Annotated in this window: 21 protein-coding genes and 1 rRNA gene; 14 read left to right on the plus strand and 8 right to left on the minus strand. The window is 71.1% G+C overall.

Annotated features, from left to right (window positions below):
* The first annotated feature begins 40 nt into the window (after positions 1 to 40).
* The 4 genes from ACFYX3_RS07890 (at position 41) to ACFYX3_RS07905 (ending at position 2,492) form a co-directional block, all read left to right on the plus strand.
* Positions 41 to 1,396: a CynX/NimT family MFS transporter gene (locus tag ACFYX3_RS07890; protein WP_389009390.1), complete on the plus strand. Its 1,356-nt coding sequence runs from the start codon at positions 41 to 43 to the stop codon at positions 1,394 to 1,396.
* A gap of 17 nt (positions 1,397 to 1,413) precedes the next feature.
* Positions 1,414 to 1,530 (plus strand): SGM_5486 family transporter-associated protein, encoded by a 117-nt coding sequence (locus ACFYX3_RS07895; protein WP_281402291.1) that lies wholly within the window; start codon positions 1,414 to 1,416, stop codon positions 1,528 to 1,530.
* A gap of 204 nt (positions 1,531 to 1,734) precedes the next feature.
* Positions 1,735 to 1,938: a hypothetical protein gene (locus tag ACFYX3_RS07900; protein WP_376586173.1), complete on the plus strand. Its 204-nt coding sequence runs from the start codon at positions 1,735 to 1,737 to the stop codon at positions 1,936 to 1,938.
* A gap of 35 nt (positions 1,939 to 1,973) precedes the next feature.
* The gene (locus ACFYX3_RS07905) at positions 1,974 to 2,492 is read left to right on the plus strand and encodes a SixA phosphatase family protein (protein WP_389009395.1); all 519 of its coding nucleotides are present in this window, start codon (positions 1,974 to 1,976) and stop codon (positions 2,490 to 2,492) included.
* Between the two features lie 91 nt (positions 2,493 to 2,583).
* On the opposite strand, the gene serB is transcribed toward ACFYX3_RS07905, so the two are convergent.
* Positions 2,584 to 3,801, minus strand: a complete 1,218-nt coding sequence (serB, locus tag ACFYX3_RS07910; RefSeq protein WP_116161715.1) for a phosphoserine phosphatase SerB — start codon at positions 3,799 to 3,801, stop codon at positions 2,584 to 2,586.
* A 198-nt stretch (positions 3,802 to 3,999) separates the two neighbouring features.
* Here serB and ACFYX3_RS07915 point away from each other — a divergent pair, with 198 nt between their 5' ends.
* On the plus strand, positions 4,000 to 6,576 hold the full coding sequence (locus ACFYX3_RS07915; RefSeq protein WP_389009399.1) for an FHA domain-containing protein: 2,577 nt from the start codon (positions 4,000 to 4,002) through the stop codon (positions 6,574 to 6,576).
* 59 nt (positions 6,577 to 6,635) lie between these two features.
* Here the strand turns inward: ACFYX3_RS07915 and ACFYX3_RS07920 are convergent, their stop codons facing one another.
* The 3 genes from ACFYX3_RS07920 to ACFYX3_RS07930 all read right to left on the minus strand — a co-directional run bounded on the left by ACFYX3_RS07920 (position 6,636) and on the right by ACFYX3_RS07930 (position 9,482).
* Positions 6,636 to 7,418, minus strand: coding sequence for a transglycosylase SLT domain-containing protein (locus ACFYX3_RS07920; protein WP_389009402.1), 783 nt, complete (start codon positions 7,416 to 7,418; stop codon positions 6,636 to 6,638).
* 289 nt (positions 7,419 to 7,707) lie between these two features.
* Complete coding sequence (locus ACFYX3_RS07925; RefSeq protein WP_389009405.1) at positions 7,708 to 8,787, minus strand: S-adenosylmethionine:tRNA ribosyltransferase-isomerase; 1,080 nt, start codon at positions 8,785 to 8,787, stop codon at positions 7,708 to 7,710.
* Positions 8,787 to 9,482: an SDR family NAD(P)-dependent oxidoreductase gene (locus tag ACFYX3_RS07930; protein ID WP_376594876.1), complete on the minus strand. Its 696-nt coding sequence runs from the start codon at positions 9,480 to 9,482 to the stop codon at positions 8,787 to 8,789. Before ACFYX3_RS07930 ends, ACFYX3_RS07925 begins: the two co-directional genes overlap by 1 nt.
* A gap of 181 nt (positions 9,483 to 9,663) precedes the next feature.
* On the opposite strand from ACFYX3_RS07930, the gene ACFYX3_RS07935 reads away from it, so the two are divergent.
* The 3 genes from ACFYX3_RS07935 to ACFYX3_RS07945 all read left to right on the plus strand — a co-directional run bounded on the left by ACFYX3_RS07935 (position 9,664) and on the right by ACFYX3_RS07945 (position 11,844).
* Complete coding sequence (locus tag ACFYX3_RS07935) at positions 9,664 to 10,809, plus strand: GAF domain-containing sensor histidine kinase (RefSeq protein WP_389009409.1); 1,146 nt, start codon at positions 9,664 to 9,666, stop codon at positions 10,807 to 10,809.
* Positions 10,802 to 11,446: a response regulator gene (locus ACFYX3_RS07940; protein ID WP_376594878.1), complete on the plus strand. Its 645-nt coding sequence runs from the start codon at positions 10,802 to 10,804 to the stop codon at positions 11,444 to 11,446. Before ACFYX3_RS07935 ends, ACFYX3_RS07940 begins: the two co-directional genes overlap by 8 nt.
* Positions 11,447 to 11,598: 152 nt before the next feature.
* Positions 11,599 to 11,844 (plus strand): chaplin, encoded by a 246-nt coding sequence (locus ACFYX3_RS07945; RefSeq protein WP_116161721.1) that lies wholly within the window; start codon positions 11,599 to 11,601, stop codon positions 11,842 to 11,844.
* Between the two features lie 266 nt (positions 11,845 to 12,110).
* Here the strand turns inward: ACFYX3_RS07945 and ACFYX3_RS07950 are convergent, their stop codons facing one another.
* Positions 12,111 to 12,902, minus strand: a complete 792-nt coding sequence (locus tag ACFYX3_RS07950; RefSeq protein ID WP_389009414.1) for a hypothetical protein — start codon at positions 12,900 to 12,902, stop codon at positions 12,111 to 12,113.
* 135 nt (positions 12,903 to 13,037) lie between these two features.
* Here ACFYX3_RS07950 and ACFYX3_RS07955 point away from each other — a divergent pair, with 135 nt between their 5' ends.
* The 4 genes from ACFYX3_RS07955 to ACFYX3_RS07970 all read left to right on the plus strand — a co-directional run bounded on the left by ACFYX3_RS07955 (position 13,038) and on the right by ACFYX3_RS07970 (position 16,236).
* Positions 13,038 to 13,835: an ABC transporter ATP-binding protein gene (locus ACFYX3_RS07955; RefSeq protein WP_389009417.1), complete on the plus strand. Its 798-nt coding sequence runs from the start codon at positions 13,038 to 13,040 to the stop codon at positions 13,833 to 13,835.
* 76 nt (positions 13,836 to 13,911) lie between these two features.
* Positions 13,912 to 14,340 (plus strand): NfeD family protein, encoded by a 429-nt coding sequence (locus ACFYX3_RS07960; protein ID WP_376594881.1) that lies wholly within the window; start codon positions 13,912 to 13,914, stop codon positions 14,338 to 14,340.
* A 93-nt stretch (positions 14,341 to 14,433) separates the two neighbouring features.
* Complete coding sequence (locus tag ACFYX3_RS07965) at positions 14,434 to 15,372, plus strand: SPFH domain-containing protein (protein WP_116161725.1); 939 nt, start codon at positions 14,434 to 14,436, stop codon at positions 15,370 to 15,372.
* 90 nt (positions 15,373 to 15,462) lie between these two features.
* Positions 15,463 to 16,236 (plus strand): sulfite exporter TauE/SafE family protein, encoded by a 774-nt coding sequence (locus ACFYX3_RS07970; RefSeq protein WP_181924668.1) that lies wholly within the window; start codon positions 15,463 to 15,465, stop codon positions 16,234 to 16,236.
* 73 nt (positions 16,237 to 16,309) lie between these two features.
* Here ACFYX3_RS07970 and ACFYX3_RS07975 read toward each other — a convergent pair whose 3' ends face one another.
* The 3 genes from ACFYX3_RS07975 to ACFYX3_RS07985 all read right to left on the minus strand — a co-directional run bounded on the left by ACFYX3_RS07975 (position 16,310) and on the right by ACFYX3_RS07985 (position 18,347).
* Positions 16,310 to 16,816, minus strand: coding sequence for an HNH endonuclease (locus ACFYX3_RS07975; protein ID WP_093876792.1), 507 nt, complete (start codon positions 16,814 to 16,816; stop codon positions 16,310 to 16,312).
* A 170-nt stretch (positions 16,817 to 16,986) separates the two neighbouring features.
* A complete protein-coding gene (locus tag ACFYX3_RS07980; RefSeq protein WP_382651254.1) occupies positions 16,987 to 17,520 on the minus strand; it encodes a YbhB/YbcL family Raf kinase inhibitor-like protein in 534 nt (177 codons plus the stop codon).
* 44 nt (positions 17,521 to 17,564) lie between these two features.
* On the minus strand, positions 17,565 to 18,347 hold the full coding sequence (locus tag ACFYX3_RS07985) for a sporulation protein (protein WP_376594883.1): 783 nt from the start codon (positions 18,345 to 18,347) through the stop codon (positions 17,565 to 17,567).
* Positions 18,348 to 18,425: 78 nt separating this feature from the next.
* On the opposite strand from ACFYX3_RS07985, the gene ACFYX3_RS07990 reads away from it, so the two are divergent.
* The gene (locus ACFYX3_RS07990; RefSeq protein WP_389009424.1) at positions 18,426 to 19,088 is read left to right on the plus strand and encodes a DNA-3-methyladenine glycosylase; all 663 of its coding nucleotides are present in this window, start codon (positions 18,426 to 18,428) and stop codon (positions 19,086 to 19,088) included.
* A gap of 498 nt (positions 19,089 to 19,586) precedes the next feature.
* Positions 19,587 to 19,763 (plus strand): 16S ribosomal RNA (locus ACFYX3_RS07995); the annotation flags it as partial.

The raw sequence follows: 19,763 nt of genomic DNA on the forward strand, positions 1-19,763 counted from the left end.
GATTGGACAACCAATCATCCCATGATTCTATGATGGCCTCATGCCTGACGAGCCGAAGACCCTCGACCCCGCCGCAGCACCGGCGGACACCACCGCACGACCTGCCTCCGCGCGCGCGGCCGGAGCGCCCGCCACCGCCGGCGATTCTCCCGCACCGGGCCCGGCGCGCCGCCGGCTCCTCGGCCTCGTCGCCGTCGGCCTCGTCCTGGCCGCGTTCAACCTGCGGCCCGCCATCACGAGCCTCGGCGCCCTCCTCGAAGAGGTCAGCGCGGACCTCCACATGAGCGGCAGCGTCGCCGGCGTCCTCACCTCCGTGCCCCCGCTCTGCTTCGCGGTCTTCGGCATCACGGCCCCCCGCCTCGCCCGCCGCTTCGGCCCCGCCGCAGTCGTCTGCGCCGGCATGGCCGCGATCTTCACCGGCCTGATCCTGAGGCCCTTCGCGACCGGCACCCCCGCCTTCCTCGCCGCCAGCGCGCTCGCCCTCATGGGCATCGCCGTCAGCAACGTCCTGATGCCCGTCATCGTCAAGCGGTACTTCCCCGACCGCGTCGGCAGCATGACCGGCCTCTATTCCATGGCGCTCGCCCTCGGCACCTCCATCGCCGCGGCCGCGACCGTGCCCATGACCGACGCCCTCGGCGGCGACTGGCGCCTCGGCCTCGGCGTCTGGGCGGCCCTCGCCGCCCTTGCCGTCCTGCCCTGGCTCCCGCTCCTGCGCGACCGGGACGCAGCCTCGTCGCCGTCCGGTGCCGCGGCGTCCACGGCGGGCACCGCGGCTCCGGCCGCCGCGACCGCCGAAGGGGCGGAGGCCCCCGCGCCGCGCATCACCCGCAGCCGCACCGCCTGGGCGCTCGGTGTCTTCTTCGGCCTCCAGGCCACCGGCGCCTACATCACCATGGGCTGGATGCCGCAGATCTTCCGCGACGCCGGCGTCCCCGCCACCACCGCGGGCGTGCTCCTCGCCGTCACCATGGTCATGGGCGTCCCGCTCGCCTTCGTCATCCCCCGCCTCGCGACCCGGATGAAGAACCAGGGCCCGATCGTCGTCGCGCTCGGCCTGTGCGGACTCACCGGCTACACCGGACTCTTCCTCGCCCCCGCCTCCGGAGCCTGGGTCTGGGCCGTGCTCCTCGGCATCTCCAACTGCTCCTTCCCGCTCGCCCTCACGATGATCGGCATGCGCTCGCGCACCGGCGCCGGAGTCGTCCGGCTCTCCGCCTTCGCGCAGAGCGTCGGCTACCTCATCTCGATCCCCGGCCCCCTCCTCGTCGGCGTGCTGTACCAGCACAGCGGCGGCTGGGGACTGCCCATCGCGCTGATGGGCGGGCTCATGGTGCCGCAGATGATCATCGGAACCCTCGCGGGGAGGGACCGGACGGTCGAGGACGAATGCTGAGATGCGAGACTGTTCGCATGCCCGTCCTCGAACCCAATCCCCAGAACGGCCAGAAGAAGCTGCTCTTCGTGCTCGGCGCGATGCTCGGCATCACGGTCGTCATCGCCGTCATCGCCTCCTTCGCCTCGCCGTGAGTCTTCCGGGATCCTCCCGGCGAGCCCTGTGAGTCTCCCCGGGATCCTCCCCGTGGTCCTCCCGGCGAGGTGGGGGTAGCCCCCGCATCCCCTAGGGGGCGGGTCTCAGGGTGAAGTGGGTGGATCACCGGATGGGCCGGGGGACGCGCGCTCCGTACGTTGGTGAGGACGGCGAAAGCGCGGAACTCACCCACGGAGGCGGCCATGTCGGCCCCCACGCACCCCGGCATCCGGACCACGACCACCGGAGTCGACACCCGGCTGCCCTGGTGGGCCCTCGCCCTCCCCGCAGCCGCCTTCCTCGCCCTCCTGGTCCTGATGACCGGGTCGGGCGGGGCCGAGGCGACCTCGGGTGAACAGGCGGTCGGCCAGGTCCTGGAGCACCTCTGGCAAACGCTCTCTCTCTGAGTCGTGGTGGCCTGTTTCGTGCGAAGCTGTGGACCATGAGCGTCGACACACCCCGCAGGATCGTGCTGCTCCGGCACGCGAAGGCAGACTGGCCCGAGACCTCCGACCACGAACGACCGCTCGCCGACCGCGGCCGCAAGGACGCCCCGGTGGCCGGCCGTCGGCTCGCCGACAGCGGCATCGCCTTCGACCTGGCCCTCTGCTCGACCGCCGCCCGCACCCGCGAGACGTGGAAGCTGGCCGTCCATGAGTTCGCGCACCGCCCGAAGACCGTGTACGAGGAGCGGATGTACGAGGCCTCCCTCGGCGAGCTCATCGCCCTGGTCAACGAGACCCCGGACACCGTCGAGAACCTGCTGCTCATCGGCCACAACCCGGGGATGCACGCCCTCGCCGACGCTCTGGCGGGCGAGTCCGAGGGCGACCTGCTGCCCCGGATGAACCGCAGCGGCTTCCCGACCGCCGCCTTCGCCGTCGTCACCTTCGACGGCACCTGGAAGTCCGTGGAGCACGGCGTCGGCAAGCTCGTCGACTTCTGGACCCCGCACGCCTGATCCCGTACGTGTGACTTCGTACGCGTGACTTCGTACGCAGAAGGGCCCGGGCGTCGACCGACACCCGGGCCCTTCTCCGTCGTCACCCCGCTCAGTGCGGCAGATCGTCCTCGCCGAAGTCCGCCGCCTCGACCTCTTCGCGCGTGATGCCGAGCAGGTACAGCACGGTGTCCAGGAACGGCACGTTCACGGCCGTGTGGGCCGCCTGACGCACCACCGGCTTCGCGTTGAACGCCACCCCGAGCCCGGCCGCGTTGAGCATGTCCAGGTCGTTGGCCCCGTCGCCGATCGCCACGGTCTGCGCCAGCGGCACCCCCGCCTCCGTGGCGAACCGGCGCAGCAGCCGCGCCTTGCCCGCCCGGTCGACGATCTCGCCGGTGACCCGGCCGGTGAGCTTCCCGTCCACGATCTCCAGCGTGTTGGCGGAGGCGAAGTCGAGGCCCAGACGCTCCTTCAGATCGTCGGTGACCTGCGTGAACCCGCCGGACACGACGCCCACCTGGTAGCCGAGCCGCTTGAGCGTACGGATCAGGGTGCGGGCGCCGGGAGTCAGCCGCACCTCGGCGCGGACCTTGTCGACCACGGAGGCGTCGAGACCCGCGAGCAGCTCCACGCGCGCGTGGAGCGACTGCTCGAAGTCCAGCTCGCCGCGCATCGCCGCCGCCGTCACCTCGGCGACCTTGTCCTCGCAGCCCGCGTGCGCGGCGAAGAGCTCGATCACCTCGTCCTGGATCAGCGTCGAGTCGACGTCCATGACCACGAGCCGCTGGGCCCGCCGGTGCAGACCGGCGGAGACGACGGCCACGTCGACGCCGATGCCGTGCGCCTCGGTGGCGAGCGCGGTCCGCAGCGGCTCGGTCTCGCAGCCGGAGACGGCGAACTCGACCGCCGTCACCGGGTACTTCGCGAGGCGGAAGATGCGGTCGATGTTGCCGCCGGTCTCCGCGATCCTGGCCGCTATGGCCGCCGTCTGCTCCGCGGTCAGCGGGTGGCCGAGCACCGTCACGTGCGAGCGTCCCTCGCCACGCGGCCGGTTGTCACCGGTGCCGGAGATGATCTCGGCCTGGAGCTTCAGGGACTCGGCCCAGCTGTGCACGGTGGCCCTGAGTTCGCCCGCCGAGGCGACGGTGGGCTCGGTGACGAGCGCGCACAGGACGAGGCGGCCGCGGGAGACCACCTGCTCGATGTCCACGACGTCGACGGAGTAGGCGGCGAGGGTGTCGAAGAGTCCCGCGGTGATCCCGGGACGGTCCTTCCCGAAGATCTTGACGAGAAGGGTGGGAACGTCTGAGGTCTGCGATGCGCTCATGGTGGTTCCACCGTATCGGGCACCATGTGCCACCCGACTGCCCGTCCCGCCCTGCGGACACCCGAGTGGTCGAGGAGCTGCTCCCGAAGGTCTTCACGCGGCCCGACTTTCCGAGACGGGACCGGGCCTGAAATAGTTCCCCAGGATGATTCGCCATCCCTGGACTCCCGAAGACGGGGGTACATCGGGGGACAAGTAGTGGGGCATGGAGTGCCAGAACTCGTACTGGAATTGAACGGCAGGACCTGGACGCTCGATCCGTCCCGGTCGTACACCCTGGGCAGGGACCCTCAGGGTGACCTGGTGATCGACGACGCCAGGGTCTCGTGGCGCCACGCCACCATCAGCTGGGGCGGCCGGAGCTGGGTCATCGAGGACCACGGCTCCACCAACGGCACCTTCCTCCAGGGCCAGAGGATCCACCAGGTGGAGATCGGCCCCGGCTCGGCCGTCCACCTGGGCAACGCCACCGACGGCCCGCGGCTGAATCTCGCCGCCGCCGGCGCGGCCGCCGCGCCCCAGCAGCAGGCACCGCAGCAGCAGGTGCCCCAGCAGCAGGCCCCTGTCCAGCAGGCCCCCGCGCACCAGGTCGCCGGGGCCGCCGCGGCCCAGGCCGACTGGGCCACGCACCAGGCGCCGCCGCAGCAGGGCTGGCAGCAGCCGCCTGCCCACCAGCAGGCTCCGCACCAGCCGGTCCCGCACCAGCAGGGGCCCGCGCAGGGGCACCCCGGCGGCGCCGCGGGGGCGCCGTCGCCCTACGGCGACCACCGCAGCCCGACGACCTTCTACCAGCTGGACCTCGGCCGCGTGATGCGCATCGGCCGTGCCCTCGAGAACGAACTGGTCGTCTCCGACCTCCAGGTCTCGCGGCACCACGCCGAGTTCCACGCGACGCCCGACGGCCGCTTCGAGATCCGCGACCTCGGCTCGCACAACGGCACGTACGTCAACGGCCAGCCGATCCCCAAGGGGGGCACCGCCCTCCTCGGTCCGCAGGACATCGTCGGCGTCGGCCACTCGACCTTCCGCATCGTCGGCGGTCAGCTGGAAGAGTTCGTCGACACCGGCTCGGTCTCCTTCTCGGCCCGCCACCTCACGGTCACCGTCGACGGCGGCAAGCAGATCCTCAAGGACGTCACCTTCGGCGTCCCGGAGAAGTCGCTGATCGGCGTCATCGGCCCGTCCGGCTCCGGCAAGTCCACCCTGCTCAAGGCGCTGACCGGCTACCGCCCGGCCAACGAGGGCGACGTCCTCTACGACAACCGCAGCCTCTACAAGCAGTTCGCCGAACTGCGTCAGCGCATCGGTCTGGTCCCGCAGGACGACATCCTGCACAAGGAGCTGACCGTCCAGAAGGCGCTGCGCTACGCGGCCAAGCTCCGCTTCCCCGGTGACACCGCCGCGGCCGAGCGCGAGGCCCGCATCGACGAGGTGCTGCGCGAGCTCAAGCTCGACATCCACAAGGAGAAGAAGGTCACCTCCCTCTCCGGTGGCCAGCGCAAGCGCGTCTCCGTCGCCCTGGAGCTCCTCACCAAGCCCTCGCTGATCTTCCTGGACGAGCCGACCTCCGGCCTCGACCCGGGCATGGACCGCGACGTCATGCAGCTGCTCCGCGGCCTCGCGGACGACGGCCGCACGGTCCTCGTCGTCACCCACTCGGTGGCCGAGCTGGGCCTCTGCGACAAGCTGCTCGTGATGGCGCCCGGCGGCTCCGTCGCGTACTTCGGCCCGCCGGACGAGGCGCTGAACTTCTTCGGCTACTCCACCTGGGCCGACGTCTTCTCCGCCTTCGAGAACTACCGCGACTACGACTGGGCGGGCCGCTGGAAGGGCTCGCAGCACTACCAGATGTACGCCGCGGACATCGACGCCATCGCCGCGCAGCCCGTACAGATGCCGCCGCAGGCCATGGCCAGGCCGCCGAAGCCGCAGGGCTGGGGCTCCCAGCTGTGGACCCTGATCCGCCGCTACGTGTCGGTGATCGCCTCCGACAAGGGCTTCATGGCCCTGATGGTGATCCTGCCCGCCGTCCTCGGCGCGGTCTCCGTCGTCATCCCCGCCGACTTCGGCCTGGGCAAGCCCACGCCGCCGTCCCGCTTCAACGGCGACGCCGGCACGATCATGCTGATCCTCGCGGTCGGCATGTGCTTCTCCGGCGCGGCGAACTCCGTCCGAGAGCTGATCAAGGAACGGGTCATCTACGAGCGGGAGCGCGCCGTCGGCCTGTCCCGCTCCGCGTACCTCATGTCCAAGGTCATCGTCCTCGGCCTGATCACCGCCTTCCAGGGCGTGATCATCTGCGGCATCGGCTTCTCCACCCGCGCGCTGCCCGAAGAGGGCCTGTTCATGCCGCCGGCCGTCGAGCTCTGCATCCAGGTCATCGCCCTCGGCCTGACCTCGATGATGGTCGGCCTGGTCATCTCCGCCCTGGTGAAGACCGCCGAGAAGACCATGCCGCTGCTCGTCATGTTCGCGATCATCCAGGTCGTGTTCACCGGCATCCTCTTCCAGGTGTACGGCTCGCCCGGCCTGGAGCAGTTCGCCTGGCTCATGCCCTCCCGCTGGGGCATCGCCGGTGCCGGCACCACGCTCGACCTGGCCCACCTGATGCCGCCGTGGGACCACAAGGACCCCACGAACACCGACGCGCTGTGGGAGCACACGGTCGGCCAGTGGAGCCTCGACCTCGGCATCCAGCTGTTCATGGCCACCGTCTGCTGCGTCCTCGTGGCGCGGCTGCTGCGCCGCCACGAGCCCGAGGTCATGCGCAAGTAACCCTCGCGACGCCACGCCGAAGGGCGGCACCCCTCTCCGGGGTGCCGCCCTTCCGCGTGTCAGTACGCGCTGTTGACGTTGTCGATCGAGCCGTAGCGGTCGGCCGCGTAGTTGGCGGCGGCGACGATGTTGGCGACCGGGTCGTACTGGTCGAACTTGGTGCCGGGGATGTGGTACGCCTTGAAGGTCGGGTAGATCACCTGGAGCAGGCCCTTGGACGGGATGCCGTTGATGGCGTTGATGTCCCAGTTGTTGATGGCGTACGGGTTGCCGCTGGACTCGCGCATGATGTTCCGGTGCAGACCGTTGTAGGTGCCCGGGATGTCGTGCTTGTCCATGATGTAGAGCGCCTCGCGGATCCAGCCGTCGAGGTTGTTCGCGAAGACCGGGGTGCGGGCGACGGAACGGCTCGCGGCGGCCTTCTCGGCGGCGCGCTTCTTCGCGGCGGCCTTGGCCTTCGCCTCGGCCTCGGCCTTCGCGGCGGCCTTCGCACGGGCGGCGGCCTTGGCCTTCGCGTCCGCGGTGGCCTTGGCCTTGGCGGCGGCCTTCGCCTTGGCGGCGGCCTTCGCCTTCGCGTCCGCCTCCTGCTTGGCCTTGAGGCTGATCGCGTCCTGCTGCTTGTCCAGGCTGGCGGCCAGAGCCTTGGCCTGCGGGCTGTTCGCGTCGTACGACCAGGCGACCTGCTGCGTACCGGCCAGAGCCTGCGGCTCGGTCTCGGTGCCGCCGTTACCAGGCACGAGGGAGAAAGTCAGGGCTGCGGCGCTCAGAGCGACGACGCCGGCGATCGTGGCCTTGTGGGTCTTCTTCAGACCACGATAGTGGCCAGGGGTGTTCGCAGACATGCAGGACTACCTCTTCGAATCGCTGGGGGTCGCTCGGCCGGGGCGGCGCTGCGCCTGCTCGGCGGCGACGGGGGCAATTCTTAGCGGCAGCAAAATCCCATGGCAAAGGTGTGACGTACGATCCCGGGTAGTGGATCAGGGGCTCGTGCACGGGCCACACAATGCCCTTTCTGGCCCGTTTCTTCCTTCCAAATCGGGCATACGGGAACCCACTAGGGGTCTTCGTAAGTGATGTGGGTCCTATGCGCGGCCTCACATCGGGCACGTAACAAACTCACCATCGGTTGCGTCAGCAATGCGCACGGTGAGGCGTCTCCTCCGGAAGGAGGAGATGGAGGTCGCCGAACTCGTGCCAGAGGTAGCGCGCTTGCACCGCCGCGGCGTACGCGCTCCGCAGCGCGGGCCGCCCCGCGACCGCCTCCAGCATCAGCAGATGCGAGGCCTCGGGCTCGTGCAGCCCGGTGAGCAGCCCGTCCACGACCCGCACCCCACGCGCCGGTGTCACGACCAGATCGGTCCACCCGGCCCCGGCCCGCACCGTCCCACCGGGCTCCGCGGCCGACTCCAGGGCCCGCACCGCCGTCGTGCCCACCGCGATGACCCGGCCGCCGCCGGAGCGGGCCGCGTTCACCAGGGACGCCGTCGCCGCCGGGACCTCGAAGCGCTCCGGATAGGGCGGCTCGTGCGCCTCCGCCGACGACACCCCCGTATGAAGGGAGAGGGGAGCGATCCGTACGCCCCGGTCGACCAGCTCCGCCACCAGACGGGCCGTGAAGGGCCGCCCCGCACTCGGCATCTCCGCCGAGCCCGAGCCGTCGGGGGAGGGCCTCGCGAAGACCGTCCGATACGCCGACAGGGGCTGGTCCCGCTCCGTGTACCCGTACCGGATGGGCCGCCCGTACCGCCCGAGCAGTCCCGGCACGTCCACGCTCACCCGCGCCCACCACAGCCGCCCGCTCCCGGGCACCAGCGGCTCCGCCAGCACCAGCCGGGCCCCTCCCGGCAGCCGCACGACCGCACCCGCCGGCCCGCCCCCACGCGGGCGCGTACTGCCCGACGGATCGGGCGTCCGCACCTCCACGGCCCAGCGCCCGTCGTCCCCGCGGGTCGAGAAGTGCACCACCACCGGCTCCCCGCCCGGCTCGGGCCCCACCCGCCCGGACACGGCCGCGGCGAGCGTCGCCGACGTGTTGACGACGAGCACGTCCCCGGCCCGCAGCAGCGACGGCAGCTCCCTGAAGGAGTGGTGCGACACCGCCTCGCCGCGCGACACGAGCAGCCGCACGTCGTCCCGGCCCCGCCCGGGCCCCCGCTGTTCGGCCGGCACCCGCGCCGACAGCTCCGCCGGCACCCGCACGGCCAGTGCCATCACGCCTCCAGGAAGGCCGGCGCGGCGTACCGGCCGCTCGCCGGCCGCTCGTCGAGCAGCCGCAGGAACACGGGGGCGACCTCCGCCGGAGCGGGCGTCCCCGACAGGTCCTCACCCGGCTCCGCGGCGGCCAACATGACCGTCCGCATCGAGCCCGGATCCACCCACCAGACCCGCAGCCCGGGCTCCTCCACCGCCAGGACCGCCGACAGCTGGTCGAGCGCCGCCTTCGTCGCCCCGTACGCGCCCCAGGTCCGGTACGCCTCCGCCGCCGCGTCCGAACTCAGGTTGATCACCGCCCCGGCGGGCGCCGAGCGCAGCAGCGGCAGCGCCTCCTGCAGCAACCCCAGCGGGGCCACCACGTTGACCTCGAGGGCGGCCCGGAAACCGTCCAGCGGATGACGGTCGAGCGGCACCAGCGGCTCGACGCCCAGGATCCCCGCGTTGTTCACCAGCAGATCCAGCCCGCCGAGCTCGCGCGCCGCCGCCACGAGCGCCCGCCGGTGCGCCGCGTCCGTCACGTCCCCGGCCACCGTCACCACCCGGGCGCCACGCGCGCGTACCGACGCCGCGCTCTCCTCCAGTACGTCCGCCGTACGGGCGTCGAGCACCAGGTCCCAGCCCTGCCCGGCGAGGGCCTCGGCCAGCGCCCGCCCCAGTCCCCTCGACGCCCCCGTGACGATCGCGACAGCCATGACGCCCATCCCCTTCTCCTGCGGATCCTCCGGATGGCTCCACCCTCCGCCCGCGCCCCCGCCACCCGCCTCGTCCCCGGGCCCGGACCCCCGGGGGCACTTCGACCTAGGTCCCGGGACCTGCCCCGACCTCGTCCCCGGGCGGATACGGACCGTCACACCCCGCCGGTACGGTGAACACATGAGCCATCGACCGAGCTCCGGCCTGGCCGCCGTGAGCACCGCACTCCTGGCGATGAGCCGCCACCTGGAGGTCCGCGACGTCCTCAAGACGATCGTGGCCTCCGCCCGCGAGCTGCTCGACGCCGAGTACGCGGCCCTGGGCGTCCCCGACGACCACGGCGGCTTCGCCCAGTTCGTGGTCGACGGCGTCAGCGACGAGCAGTGGAAGGCGATCGGCCCACTGCCCCGCCAGCACGGCATCCTCGCCTCGATGCTCCACAAGGCCGAGCCCGAGCGGCTCGCCGACGTCCGCACGGACCCCCGCTTCGGGGGCTGGCCCGACGCCCACCCCGAGATGTCCGACTTCCTCGGCCTGCCCGTCAGGGACGGCGACGAGATCCTCGGCGCCCTCTTCCTCGCCAACAAGCGCTGCCCCAAGGAGGAGGGAGGCTGCGGCTTCACCGCCGAGGACGAGGCGCTCCTCTCGATCCTCGCCCAGCACGCGGCCATCGCCCTCACCAACGCCCGGCTGTACGAGCGCAGCCGCGAGCTCACCATCGCCGAGGAGCGCTCCCGCCTCGCCCACGAGCTGCACGACGCCGTCAGCCAGAAGCTGTTCTCGCTCCGGCTGACCGCCCAGGCCGCCGCCGCCCTCGTCGACCGCGACCCGGCCCGCGCCAAGGGCGAGCTGCAGCAGGTCGCCGTGCTCGCCGCCGAGGCCGCCGACGAGCTGCGCGCCGCCGTGGTCGAGCTCCGGCCCGCCGCCCTCGACGAGGACGGCCTCGTCCACACGCTCCGCACCCAGATCCAGGTCCTCGACCGCGCCCACTCGGCCCGGGTGACCTTCGAGAGCCCGGGGACCCGCGCCCTGCCCGCCGCCCAGGAGGAGGCCGTCCTCCGGGTCGCTCAGGAGGCACTGCACAACGCCCTGCGGCACGCGGACGCCGAGCTCGTCGCCGTCTCCCTCACCCGCAGCGGCCAGGGCGCGCGGCTCACCGTCACCGACGACGGCAAGGGATTCGACCCGCGGGCGGTCCGCCGCGCCGGCCGCCACCTCGGCCTGGTCTCCATGCGGGACCGGGCGAGCGGCGTCGGCGGCAGACTCACGGTGACCTCGGCCCCGGACCGGGGCACCACGATCGAGATGGAGGTCCCCGGTGGCTGACAAGCCCATCCGCGTGCTCCTGGTCGACGACCACCAGGTCGTCCGCCGAGGCCTGCGCACCTTCCTGGAGGTGCAGGACGACATACAGGTCGTGGGGGAGGCCGCCGACGGCGCCGAGGGCGTCGCCAGGGCCGAGGAGCTCCACCCGGACGTGGTCCTCATGGACGTGAAGATGCCGGGCATGGACGGCATCGACGCGCTCAAGCGGCTCCGGGAGCTCGACAACCCCGCCAGGGTCCTGATCGTCACCAGCTTCACCGAGCAGCGGACCGTCGTCCCCGCGCTCCGCGCCGGAGCCCGCGGATACGTCTACAAGGACGTCGACCCCGACGCCCTGGCCGGCGCGATCCGCTCCGTCCACGCGGGCCACGTCCTGCTCCAGCCCGAGGTCGCGGGCGCGCTCCTCGCCGAGGACGACCACGGCGGGGGTACGGGACGGGGCGGCACGCTCACCGAGCGCGAGCGCGAGGTCCTCGGCCTGATCGCCGACGGCCGGTCGAACCGGGAGATCGCCCGCGCGCTCGTCCTCTCCGAGAAGACGGTCAAGACGCACGTCTCGAACATCCTGATGAAGCTCGACCTCGCGGACCGCACCCAGGCGGCGCTCTGGGCCGTACGGCACGGCCTCACCCGCTGACGCGCCCCCTGGCACGCCGGGCGCACGACCGTTCAATAGGTCATACCGTCGTGTGTATATCCCCCGTTCGGCGCAACCCGGCGGGGGATACGGCGTTCTCCATGGCGTGCTGCGGCGGACCGGCCGCAGCGATGACCAGGAGGAAGTACCAAGTGAAGAACCTCAAGAAGGCCGCTGCCCTCACCATGGTCGCCGGTGGCATCGTCGCCGCGGGCGCGGGTGTCGCCTCCGCCCACGGCGGTGCCGAGGCCACGGGCAAGGCCCTCAACTCCCCGGGCGTCGCGTCCGGCAACCTGGTGCAGGTCCCGGTCCACGTCCCCGTGAACGTCTCCGGCAACACGGTCAACGTGATCGGCCTGCTCAACCCGGCCTTCGGCAACGGCGCCTACAACGGCTGACCGCCCCCACACGAACCCCCGACCCCGGCCGATCCCCCCGGGGCCGGGGGTTTCCCGTTCCGGACCGGTGGCGGGCAATCGTTCCCCAGGGCGAGGGGGTCCCCCTGCACGAGCGAAGCCGAGAGCTTGGGGGAGGGTGGGCACACCCCCCAGGGCGCCGCCCGTCCCCCGCACCCGCACCCCCAGAGCCCCGCACCAGGACCCGACGTCGCACGGAAGCCCGCCTGGGGCCACACCCGGGGCCCGCCGGCCCCGAGGCGCACGCCTCAGAACCCCCGGTCCCGCTCCCGCTCCTCCACATACGCGTTGTACGCGGCGACCTGCGCCCGCCGAGCCACCCGCTCCACCGGGCGCAGAGCATCGCCCCGCGCCGCCATCTCCGACGCGCTCACCGCACCCCCGTGCCCGTGGCCGTACGCCATGTCCACCAGCAGCCCGATCCGCTGCGCCAGCTCCAGGACCCGTACCGCTCGCGGCGGATAGCCGGGGGCGAGCACCTCGCGGCCCGCCTCCGCCCGCGCCCGGTACGCCTCGCGTGCCGCGTCCGCCGCCGGCCCCGAGGCCGCCACGTCGAGCCGGCTCAGCACCGCCGTCGCGTCCCGCAGCGCCTCCGCCAGCTCCCGCTCCGCCTCGCCGAGCGAGGGCACGTCGGCGGGCGGGGCCTCCCGTACGGCCAGGCACCGCCAGACCACCGAGACGTGCACGTCACCCGCGGGACCCGCCTCGGACACCTCCGGCACGAGACCGTACGGCGCGCCGAAGCCCACCACCGCCTCCTCGGCCTCCAACGCGCGCGCGTTGAAGTCCGGCGGCCCGCTGAGCCCCAGCGGATGCCCCGGCGCCGGCAGCGCGACCCGCCACCCGGTCACCCCGAGCCGCCGCAGCCGGCCGAGCGCGAGCGTCAGCCCCACCGGCCCCGCCTCACCCGGCAGCCCCTCGACGCGGTGCACCGCGTCCTCCCCGACAATCGCCGTCGCCGCCTCGTCCGGCGACACCGCCCCGGCCAGCAGGGCATTGCCCCAGGCGGCCAGACGTCCTGAGCGTGGTTCCGAAAGCATCCCCCCAGACTAAGGACTCAAAGGAAGCCCTACGGACCGGTCCGCTCCATCGATAACGTAGGTTTTCCCCTGGACGCCGCGCCCATCGGCGCAAGGCGACGACAAGACTCGACCGCAAGGGGAGACAACGCGCTCATGAGCGATGTACTGGAGCTGGTGGACGTATCCGTGGTCCGCGACGGACGGGCTCTGGTGGACGAAGTCTCCTGGTCGGTCAAGGAGGGCGAGCGCTGGGTCATCCTCGGACCCAACGGCGCCGGCAAGACCACCCTTCTGAACATCGCCTCCAGCTACCTCTTCCCCACCAAGGGCACCGCCCGCATCCTGGGCGAGCAGCTCGGCGGCGTCGGCACCGACGTCTTCGAGCTCCGCCCCCGCATCGGCATGGCCGGCATCGCGATGGCGGAGAAGCTCCCCAAGCGCCAGACCGTCCTGCAGACCGTCCTCACCGCCGCGTACGGCATGACCGCCACCTGGCACGAGGACTACGACCCGGTCGACGAGGAGCGCGCCAAGGCCTTCCTCGACCGGCTCGGGATGAACGACTACCTGGACCGCAGGTTCGGCACCCTCTCCGAGGGCGAGCGCAAGCGCACCCTGATCGCCCGCGCGATGATGACCGACCCGGAGCTCCTCCTCCTCGACGAGCCCGCCGCCGGCCTCGACCTCGGCGGCCGCGAGGACCTGGTCCGCCGCCTCGGCCGCCTCGCCCGCGACCCGTACGCCCCCTCCATGATCATGGTCACCCACCATGTCGAGGAGATCGCCCCCGGCTTCACCCACGTCCTGATGATCCGCCAGGGCAAGGTCCTCGCCGCCGGCCCCGTGGAGACCGAGCTCACCTCCCGCAACCTGTCGCACTGCTTCGGACTGCCGCTCGTCGTCGAGCGCGTCGGCGACCGCTGGACCGCGCACGGCCTGCCCCTGAAGTGACCGGACGGGGCACCGGCGTCCCGCACAGCCGCCCGCGCCCTGTCCCGGAAGGACCCCACCGCCCTACCATGACCACGTGGACATCGACGCGTGGGTCTGGTGGCTGATCGGCGCGGTGGGGCTCGGCATTCCGCTGGTCCTGACCGCGATGCCGGAGTTCGGCATGTTCTCCGTCGGAGCGATCGCCGGGGCGGTGACCGCCGCCCTCGGCTTCGGCATCGTCACCCAGGTGCTCGTCTTCGTCGTCGTCTCCGTCGCGCTCATCGCGGTGGTACGCCCGATCGCCGCCCGCCACCGCGACGGCAAACCCGAACTGGCCACCGGCGTCGACGCCCTGAAGGGCCGTCAGGCCGTCGTCCTGGAACGGGTCGACGGCAACGGAGGGCGCATCAAGCTCGCCGGAGAGGTGTGGTCGGCCCGCACCCTCGACACCGGCCAGACCTTCGAACCGGGCGAACAGGTCGACGTGGTGGAGATCGACGGGGCGACCGCGGTGGTCATGTGACCGAACCTCGCCCATGACGCTCCGCCATCTGGGAAACTCGATCATCGGAAGATACCCGGCAGACAACCGGCAGCGAAGGGCACGGGGAACACGATGTCAGCAGTCATCATCGTCCTGATCATTCTGGTGGTGCTCGTCTTCATCGCCCTGATCAAGACGATCCAGGTCATCCCGCAGGCGAGTGCGGCGATCGTGGAGCGCTTCGGCCGCTACACCCGCACACTCAACGCCGGACTGAACATCGTCGTCCCGTTCATCGACTCGATCCGCAACCGGATCGACCTCCGCGAACAGGTCGTCCCGTTCCCGCCGCAGCCGGTGATCACCCAGGACAACCTGGTCGTCAACATCGACACGGTCATCTACTACCAGGTCACCGACGCCCGCGCCGCGACCTACGAGGTCGCCAGCTACATCCAGGCGATCGAGCAGCTCACCGTCACCACCCTGCGCAACATCATCGGCGGCATGGACCTGGAGCGGACCCTCACCTCCCGCGAGGAGATCAACGCGGCCCTGCGCGGCGTCCTCGACGAGGCCACCGGCAAGTGGGGCATCCGCGTCAACCGCGTCGAGCTCAAGGCCATCGAGCCGCCGACCTCCATCCAGGACTCGATGGAGAAGCAGATGCGCGCCGAGCGCGACAAGCGCGCCGCGATCCTCACCGCCGAGGGCACCCGGCAGTCCGCGATCCTCACCGCCGAGGGCGAGAAGCAGTCGGCGATCCTGCGGGCCGAGGGTGAGGCCAAGGCCGCCGCGCTCAAGGCCGAGGGCGAGGCGCAGGCCGTCCGGACGGTCTTCGAGGCCATCCACGCGGGCGACCCGGACCAGAAACTCCTCTCGTACCAGTACCTCCAGATGCTCCCGAAGATCGCCGAGGGCGACGCCAACAAGCTCTGGATCGTGCCCAGCGAGATCGGCGACGCCCTCAAGGGCCTCTCCGGCGCCTTCGGCAACGTGGGCGGCGGCACCCCCGGCTTCAACGTCAAGGGCGCGGCGACCGAACGGCGAGACGAACCGTCGGTTGACTGACGCGTACACGTAATTCATGCATGATCAGTGCGAGCCCCTCGACCCTGACGCCGTCAGGGCGGGGAGGCGAGCCACTGACCATGTAAGGAGATGGCGTTGTCCATCTGGGAAGCCCTGGCAGTCTTCGCCGCCGGCATCGGCGCCGGCACCATCAACACCATCGTCGGGTCGGGAACGCTGATCACCTTCCCGGTGCTCCTCGCGACCGGACTCCCCCCGATCACCGCGAACGTCTCCAACGCCCTCGGCCTCGTGCCCGGTTCCATCAGCGGAGCCATCGGCTACCGCCGCGAACTCAAGGGCCAGAAGGCCCGGGTCCTCCGGCTCGGCGCCGTCGCCCTCGTCGGCGGCCTCATCGGAGCGATCCTGCTCCTGGCCCTGCCGTCCTCGGCCTTCGACGCGATCGTCCCCGTCCTCATCGGCCTCGCCCTCGTCCTGGTCCTCTTCCAGCCCCGTATCGCCGCAGCCGTGAAGCGGCGCCGGGAGCAGACCGGAACCGAGGCCCACCCCGACGGCGGCCCCGCCCTCCTCGTCGGCCTCCTCCTCGCCAGCATGTACGGCGGATACTTCGGCGCCGCCCAGGGAGTCCTCTACCTCTCCCTCATGGGCCTGCTGCTCCACGACGACCTCCAGCGCATCAACGCCGTCAAGAACATCCTCGGAGCCCTCGTCAACGGAGTCGCCGCCGTCTTCTTCCTCTTCGTCGCCGACTTCGACTGGACGGCCGTCCTGCTCATCGCCGTCGGCTCCACCCTCGGCGGCCAGCTCGGCGCCAAGGTCGGCCGCAAGCTGCCCCCCACCGTCCTGCGCGGAGTGATCATCGCGGTCGGCATCGTGGCCATCCTGCAACTGACCCTCGGCTAGCCCGCACACGGAAGGGCCCGCCTCCCCACCGGGGGAGACGGGCCCTTCCGTCGTACGTCAGCGGATCACGCGCTCACGCGGCCGAGTCGGCCAGCCACGCCGGGAGCGCCGACCGCTCGCTCGCCCGCATCGCGAGCAGCATCGCGTCCGCCGGCGTCGGCTCGAACGGCTGGTGCAGCAGCGGCATCCCCGCCTGCTCCGGCGTCCGGTCCGCCTTGCGGTGGTTGTCCTCGGCACAGGAAGCGACCGTATTCAGCCAGCTGTCCCCACCGCCCTGCGCCCGCGGCACGACGTGGTCGACCGTCGTCGCCCGCCGCCCGCAGTACGCGCACCGGTGCTGGTCCCGGACCAGCACCCCCCTCCTCGACCACGGAGCCTGTCTTCGGAACGGCACCCGTACGTACCGGCAGAGCCTGATCACCCGCGGCACCGGCAGGTCGACGGCGGCACCTCGCACCCTCAGCTCGGGATGGGCCTGCTCGACGACGGCCTTGTCCTGAAGGACAAGCACCACCGCACGGTTGAGTGTGACCGTCGAAAGCGGCTCGAAGCTCGCGTTCAGTACCAGCGTGTCCCGCATGTTGCCCACCTCCCGTGTGCCGGCCCCAGCCCCCACGCGGGGCTCCGGGCTTGGATCAACGATGGCCGGGCCGGCCGGGTCGGACAACGCAATTTCCTGCGCAACAAAAGATGCCCGCTTCTGATCTCTCCAAGACCAGAAGCGGGCAAACAACTAACGAACGATCAGCGTTACGCGGGATCCTCGTACTCGCCCACGAGCTGGGCACGCCCCAGCGTGTGGAAGCGCAGGTTGAACCCGACCGCGGCCGGCGTGGCGCCGGCGTCCGGACCGAGCTTCTCCTGATCCACCGCGTACACCGTGAAGACGTACCGGTGCGGCCCGTCCCCCTTCGGCGGCGCGGCGCCACCGAAGTCCTTCGAGCCGTAGTCGTTCCGCGCGTGCACGGCGCCGGCCGGCAGCCCCGCGAACGACCCGGACCCGGCACCCGCCGGCAGCTCCGTCACCGACACCGGGATGTCGAACAGCACCCAGTGCCAGAACCCGCTGCCCGTCGGGGCGTCCGGGTCGAAGCAGGTCACCGCGAAGCTCTTCGTCTCCGCCGGGAACCCCTCCCAGCTCAGCTGCGGCGAGGTGTTCCCCGCCGCGTACACCTGAGCGTCCTTCAGGACCCCGCCCGGCGCGACGTCGTCGCTCACCACGCTGAACGCCGCCACCGGCGGATGGAAGTCGTGGGGGAGCGGCGCCCTCTTGCCCTCGGACACGTCGAGTACCTCCGAATCGTCCGTCAACGCTGACGGAACCGAGCCTAGAGCCAGTTGCGACGGCCGCCGACCTCGGCGAGCCACTGGTTCAGGTAAGCCGCCCAGTCGGTGGTGTGGAAGTCGTGCAGCCCCACCTTGAAGGCACGGAACGAGTCGCTGCCCTCGGTGAAGAGACCCGGCTTCTTGTCCATCTCCAGGACGACGTCCATCTCACGCTCGTCCGCGACGAAGCTGACCTCGACCTGGTTCAGACCGCGGTACTGCTGCGGCGCGAAGAACTCGATCTCCTGGTAGAAGGGCAGCCGCTGGCGCGTCCCCCGGATGTGCCCGCGCTCCATGTCCGCGTTCTTGAAGCGGAAGCCCAGCTGGATGAAGGCGTCCAGGATCGCCTGCTGTGCCGGCAGCGGGTGCACGTTGATCGGGTCCAGGTCGCCGGAGTCCACGGCCCGCGCGATCTCCAGCTCGGTCGTCACCCCGATGTTCATCCCGCGCAGCTGCTGCCCGGCGATCGTCGTCACCGGCGTCTCCCACGGGATCTCCAGACCGAACGGCACCACGTGCACCGCCCCGGCCTGCACCTCGAAGGCACCGCCCAGGCGCACCTTCACGAACTCGATGTCCTGCTTGTACTCCTGGTCGCCGCCCTCGACCTCGACCCGCGCCTGGAGCCCCACGGAGAGCCCCTCGATCTGCTGCGCGACCGAACCGCCCTGGATGCGCACCTCGCCCTGGACGACCCCACCCGGGACGACGTTCTCCTCGGTGAGCACGGTCTCCACGGTGGCCCCGCCGGCACCCAGGCTCGCGAGCAGCTTCTTGAATCCCATGACTTCCACTCCTTCTCGGGTCCTGACCCCTACATACGCGCGACGACCGTAGCCGGTTCCCCACTACGCTCGGACGCCATGAGCGAGAGCCCCGACCGTACGCCGCTCCCGCGGGCCTTCTTCGACCGCCCCGTTCTGGAGGTGGCCCCCGATCTCCTGGGGCGCACCCTCGTACGCAACACGGACGAAGGCCGGATGGAGCTGCGCCTCACGGAGGTGGAGGCGTACGCCGGCGAGATCGACCCCGGCTCGCACGCCTTCCGCGGCCGCACCGCACGCAACGCCGTCATGTTCGGACCCCCGGGCCACGCGTACGTCTACTTCACCTACGGCATGTGGCACTGCCTGAACCTGGTGTGCGGCCCCGAGGGACACGCGAGCGGGGTCCTGCTGCGCGCGGGTGAATTCCTGAACGGCGCCGGCCAGGCCCGCCCGCGCCGCCGCTCCGCCCGCTCCGACCACGAGCTCGCGAAGGGCCCGGCCCGCCTGGCCACCGCCCTCGACATCGCCCTCTCTCTGAACGGCACGGACACCTGTGCAGGTCAGGACCGCCCGCTCGCCCTCCTCACCGGCACGCCGCCGGCCCCGGAACGCATCCGCAGCGGCCCCCGCACGGGCGTCGGCGGCGACGGCGCCCCGCACCCCTGGCGCTTCTGGATCACGGAGGACCCGACGGTCAGCCCGTACCGCCCCCACGCACCCCGCAAGCGGAGGCTTGACTCGCCGAGGGCAAGCGACTAACGTGGCCCGAGCCGCTGGAACCGGGCCTGCTTGTTCGAGCACCCCGGAGCGGCCACCCACTACTCAGGATGACAACCCCGATCGGGGTTCATTTCGGCATTCCGAAATTCGTTTCGAATGACTCGATTATGAGCCGCCCGGGAAATCAGCTAAAGTAGTGACCACGCCGGAAGGGCCCGGAGCGAAAGCGAAAGGGACCGGAAAGCACCGAGGAAATCGGATCGGAAAGATCTGATAGAGTCGGAAACGAAGGAAGCGCCCGGAGGGCCTGGAAACAGGAACGAAGGAAGCGTCCGCACCTTGAGAACTCAACAGCGTGCCAAAAATCAACGCCAGATTAGTTGATACCCCGTCCATCTCCAAGATGGTCGAGGTTCCTTTGAAAAAGTCCACCCCCCCGGGGGTGGCGACAACACAGCGAGGACGCTGTGGACGGTCGGCCATATTCCGGCATGACCGTCCCGCTCAACGCGAGTGTCACCGGATCACCGGTAAACATTCACGGAGAGTTTGATCCTGGCTCAGGACGAACGCTGGCGGCGTGCTTAACACATGCAAGTCGAACGATGAAGCCCTTCGGGGTGGATTAGTGGCGAACGGGTGAGTAACACGTGGGCAATCTGCCCTTCACTCTGGGACAAGCCCTGGAAACGGGGTCTAATACCGGATACGACC

The sequence above is a fragment of the Streptomyces sp. NPDC002463 genome (genome assembly GCF_042889835.1).
In the GTDB taxonomy this organism is placed as follows: Bacteria; Actinomycetota; Actinomycetes; order Streptomycetales; family Streptomycetaceae; genus Streptomyces; species Streptomyces nymphaeiformis.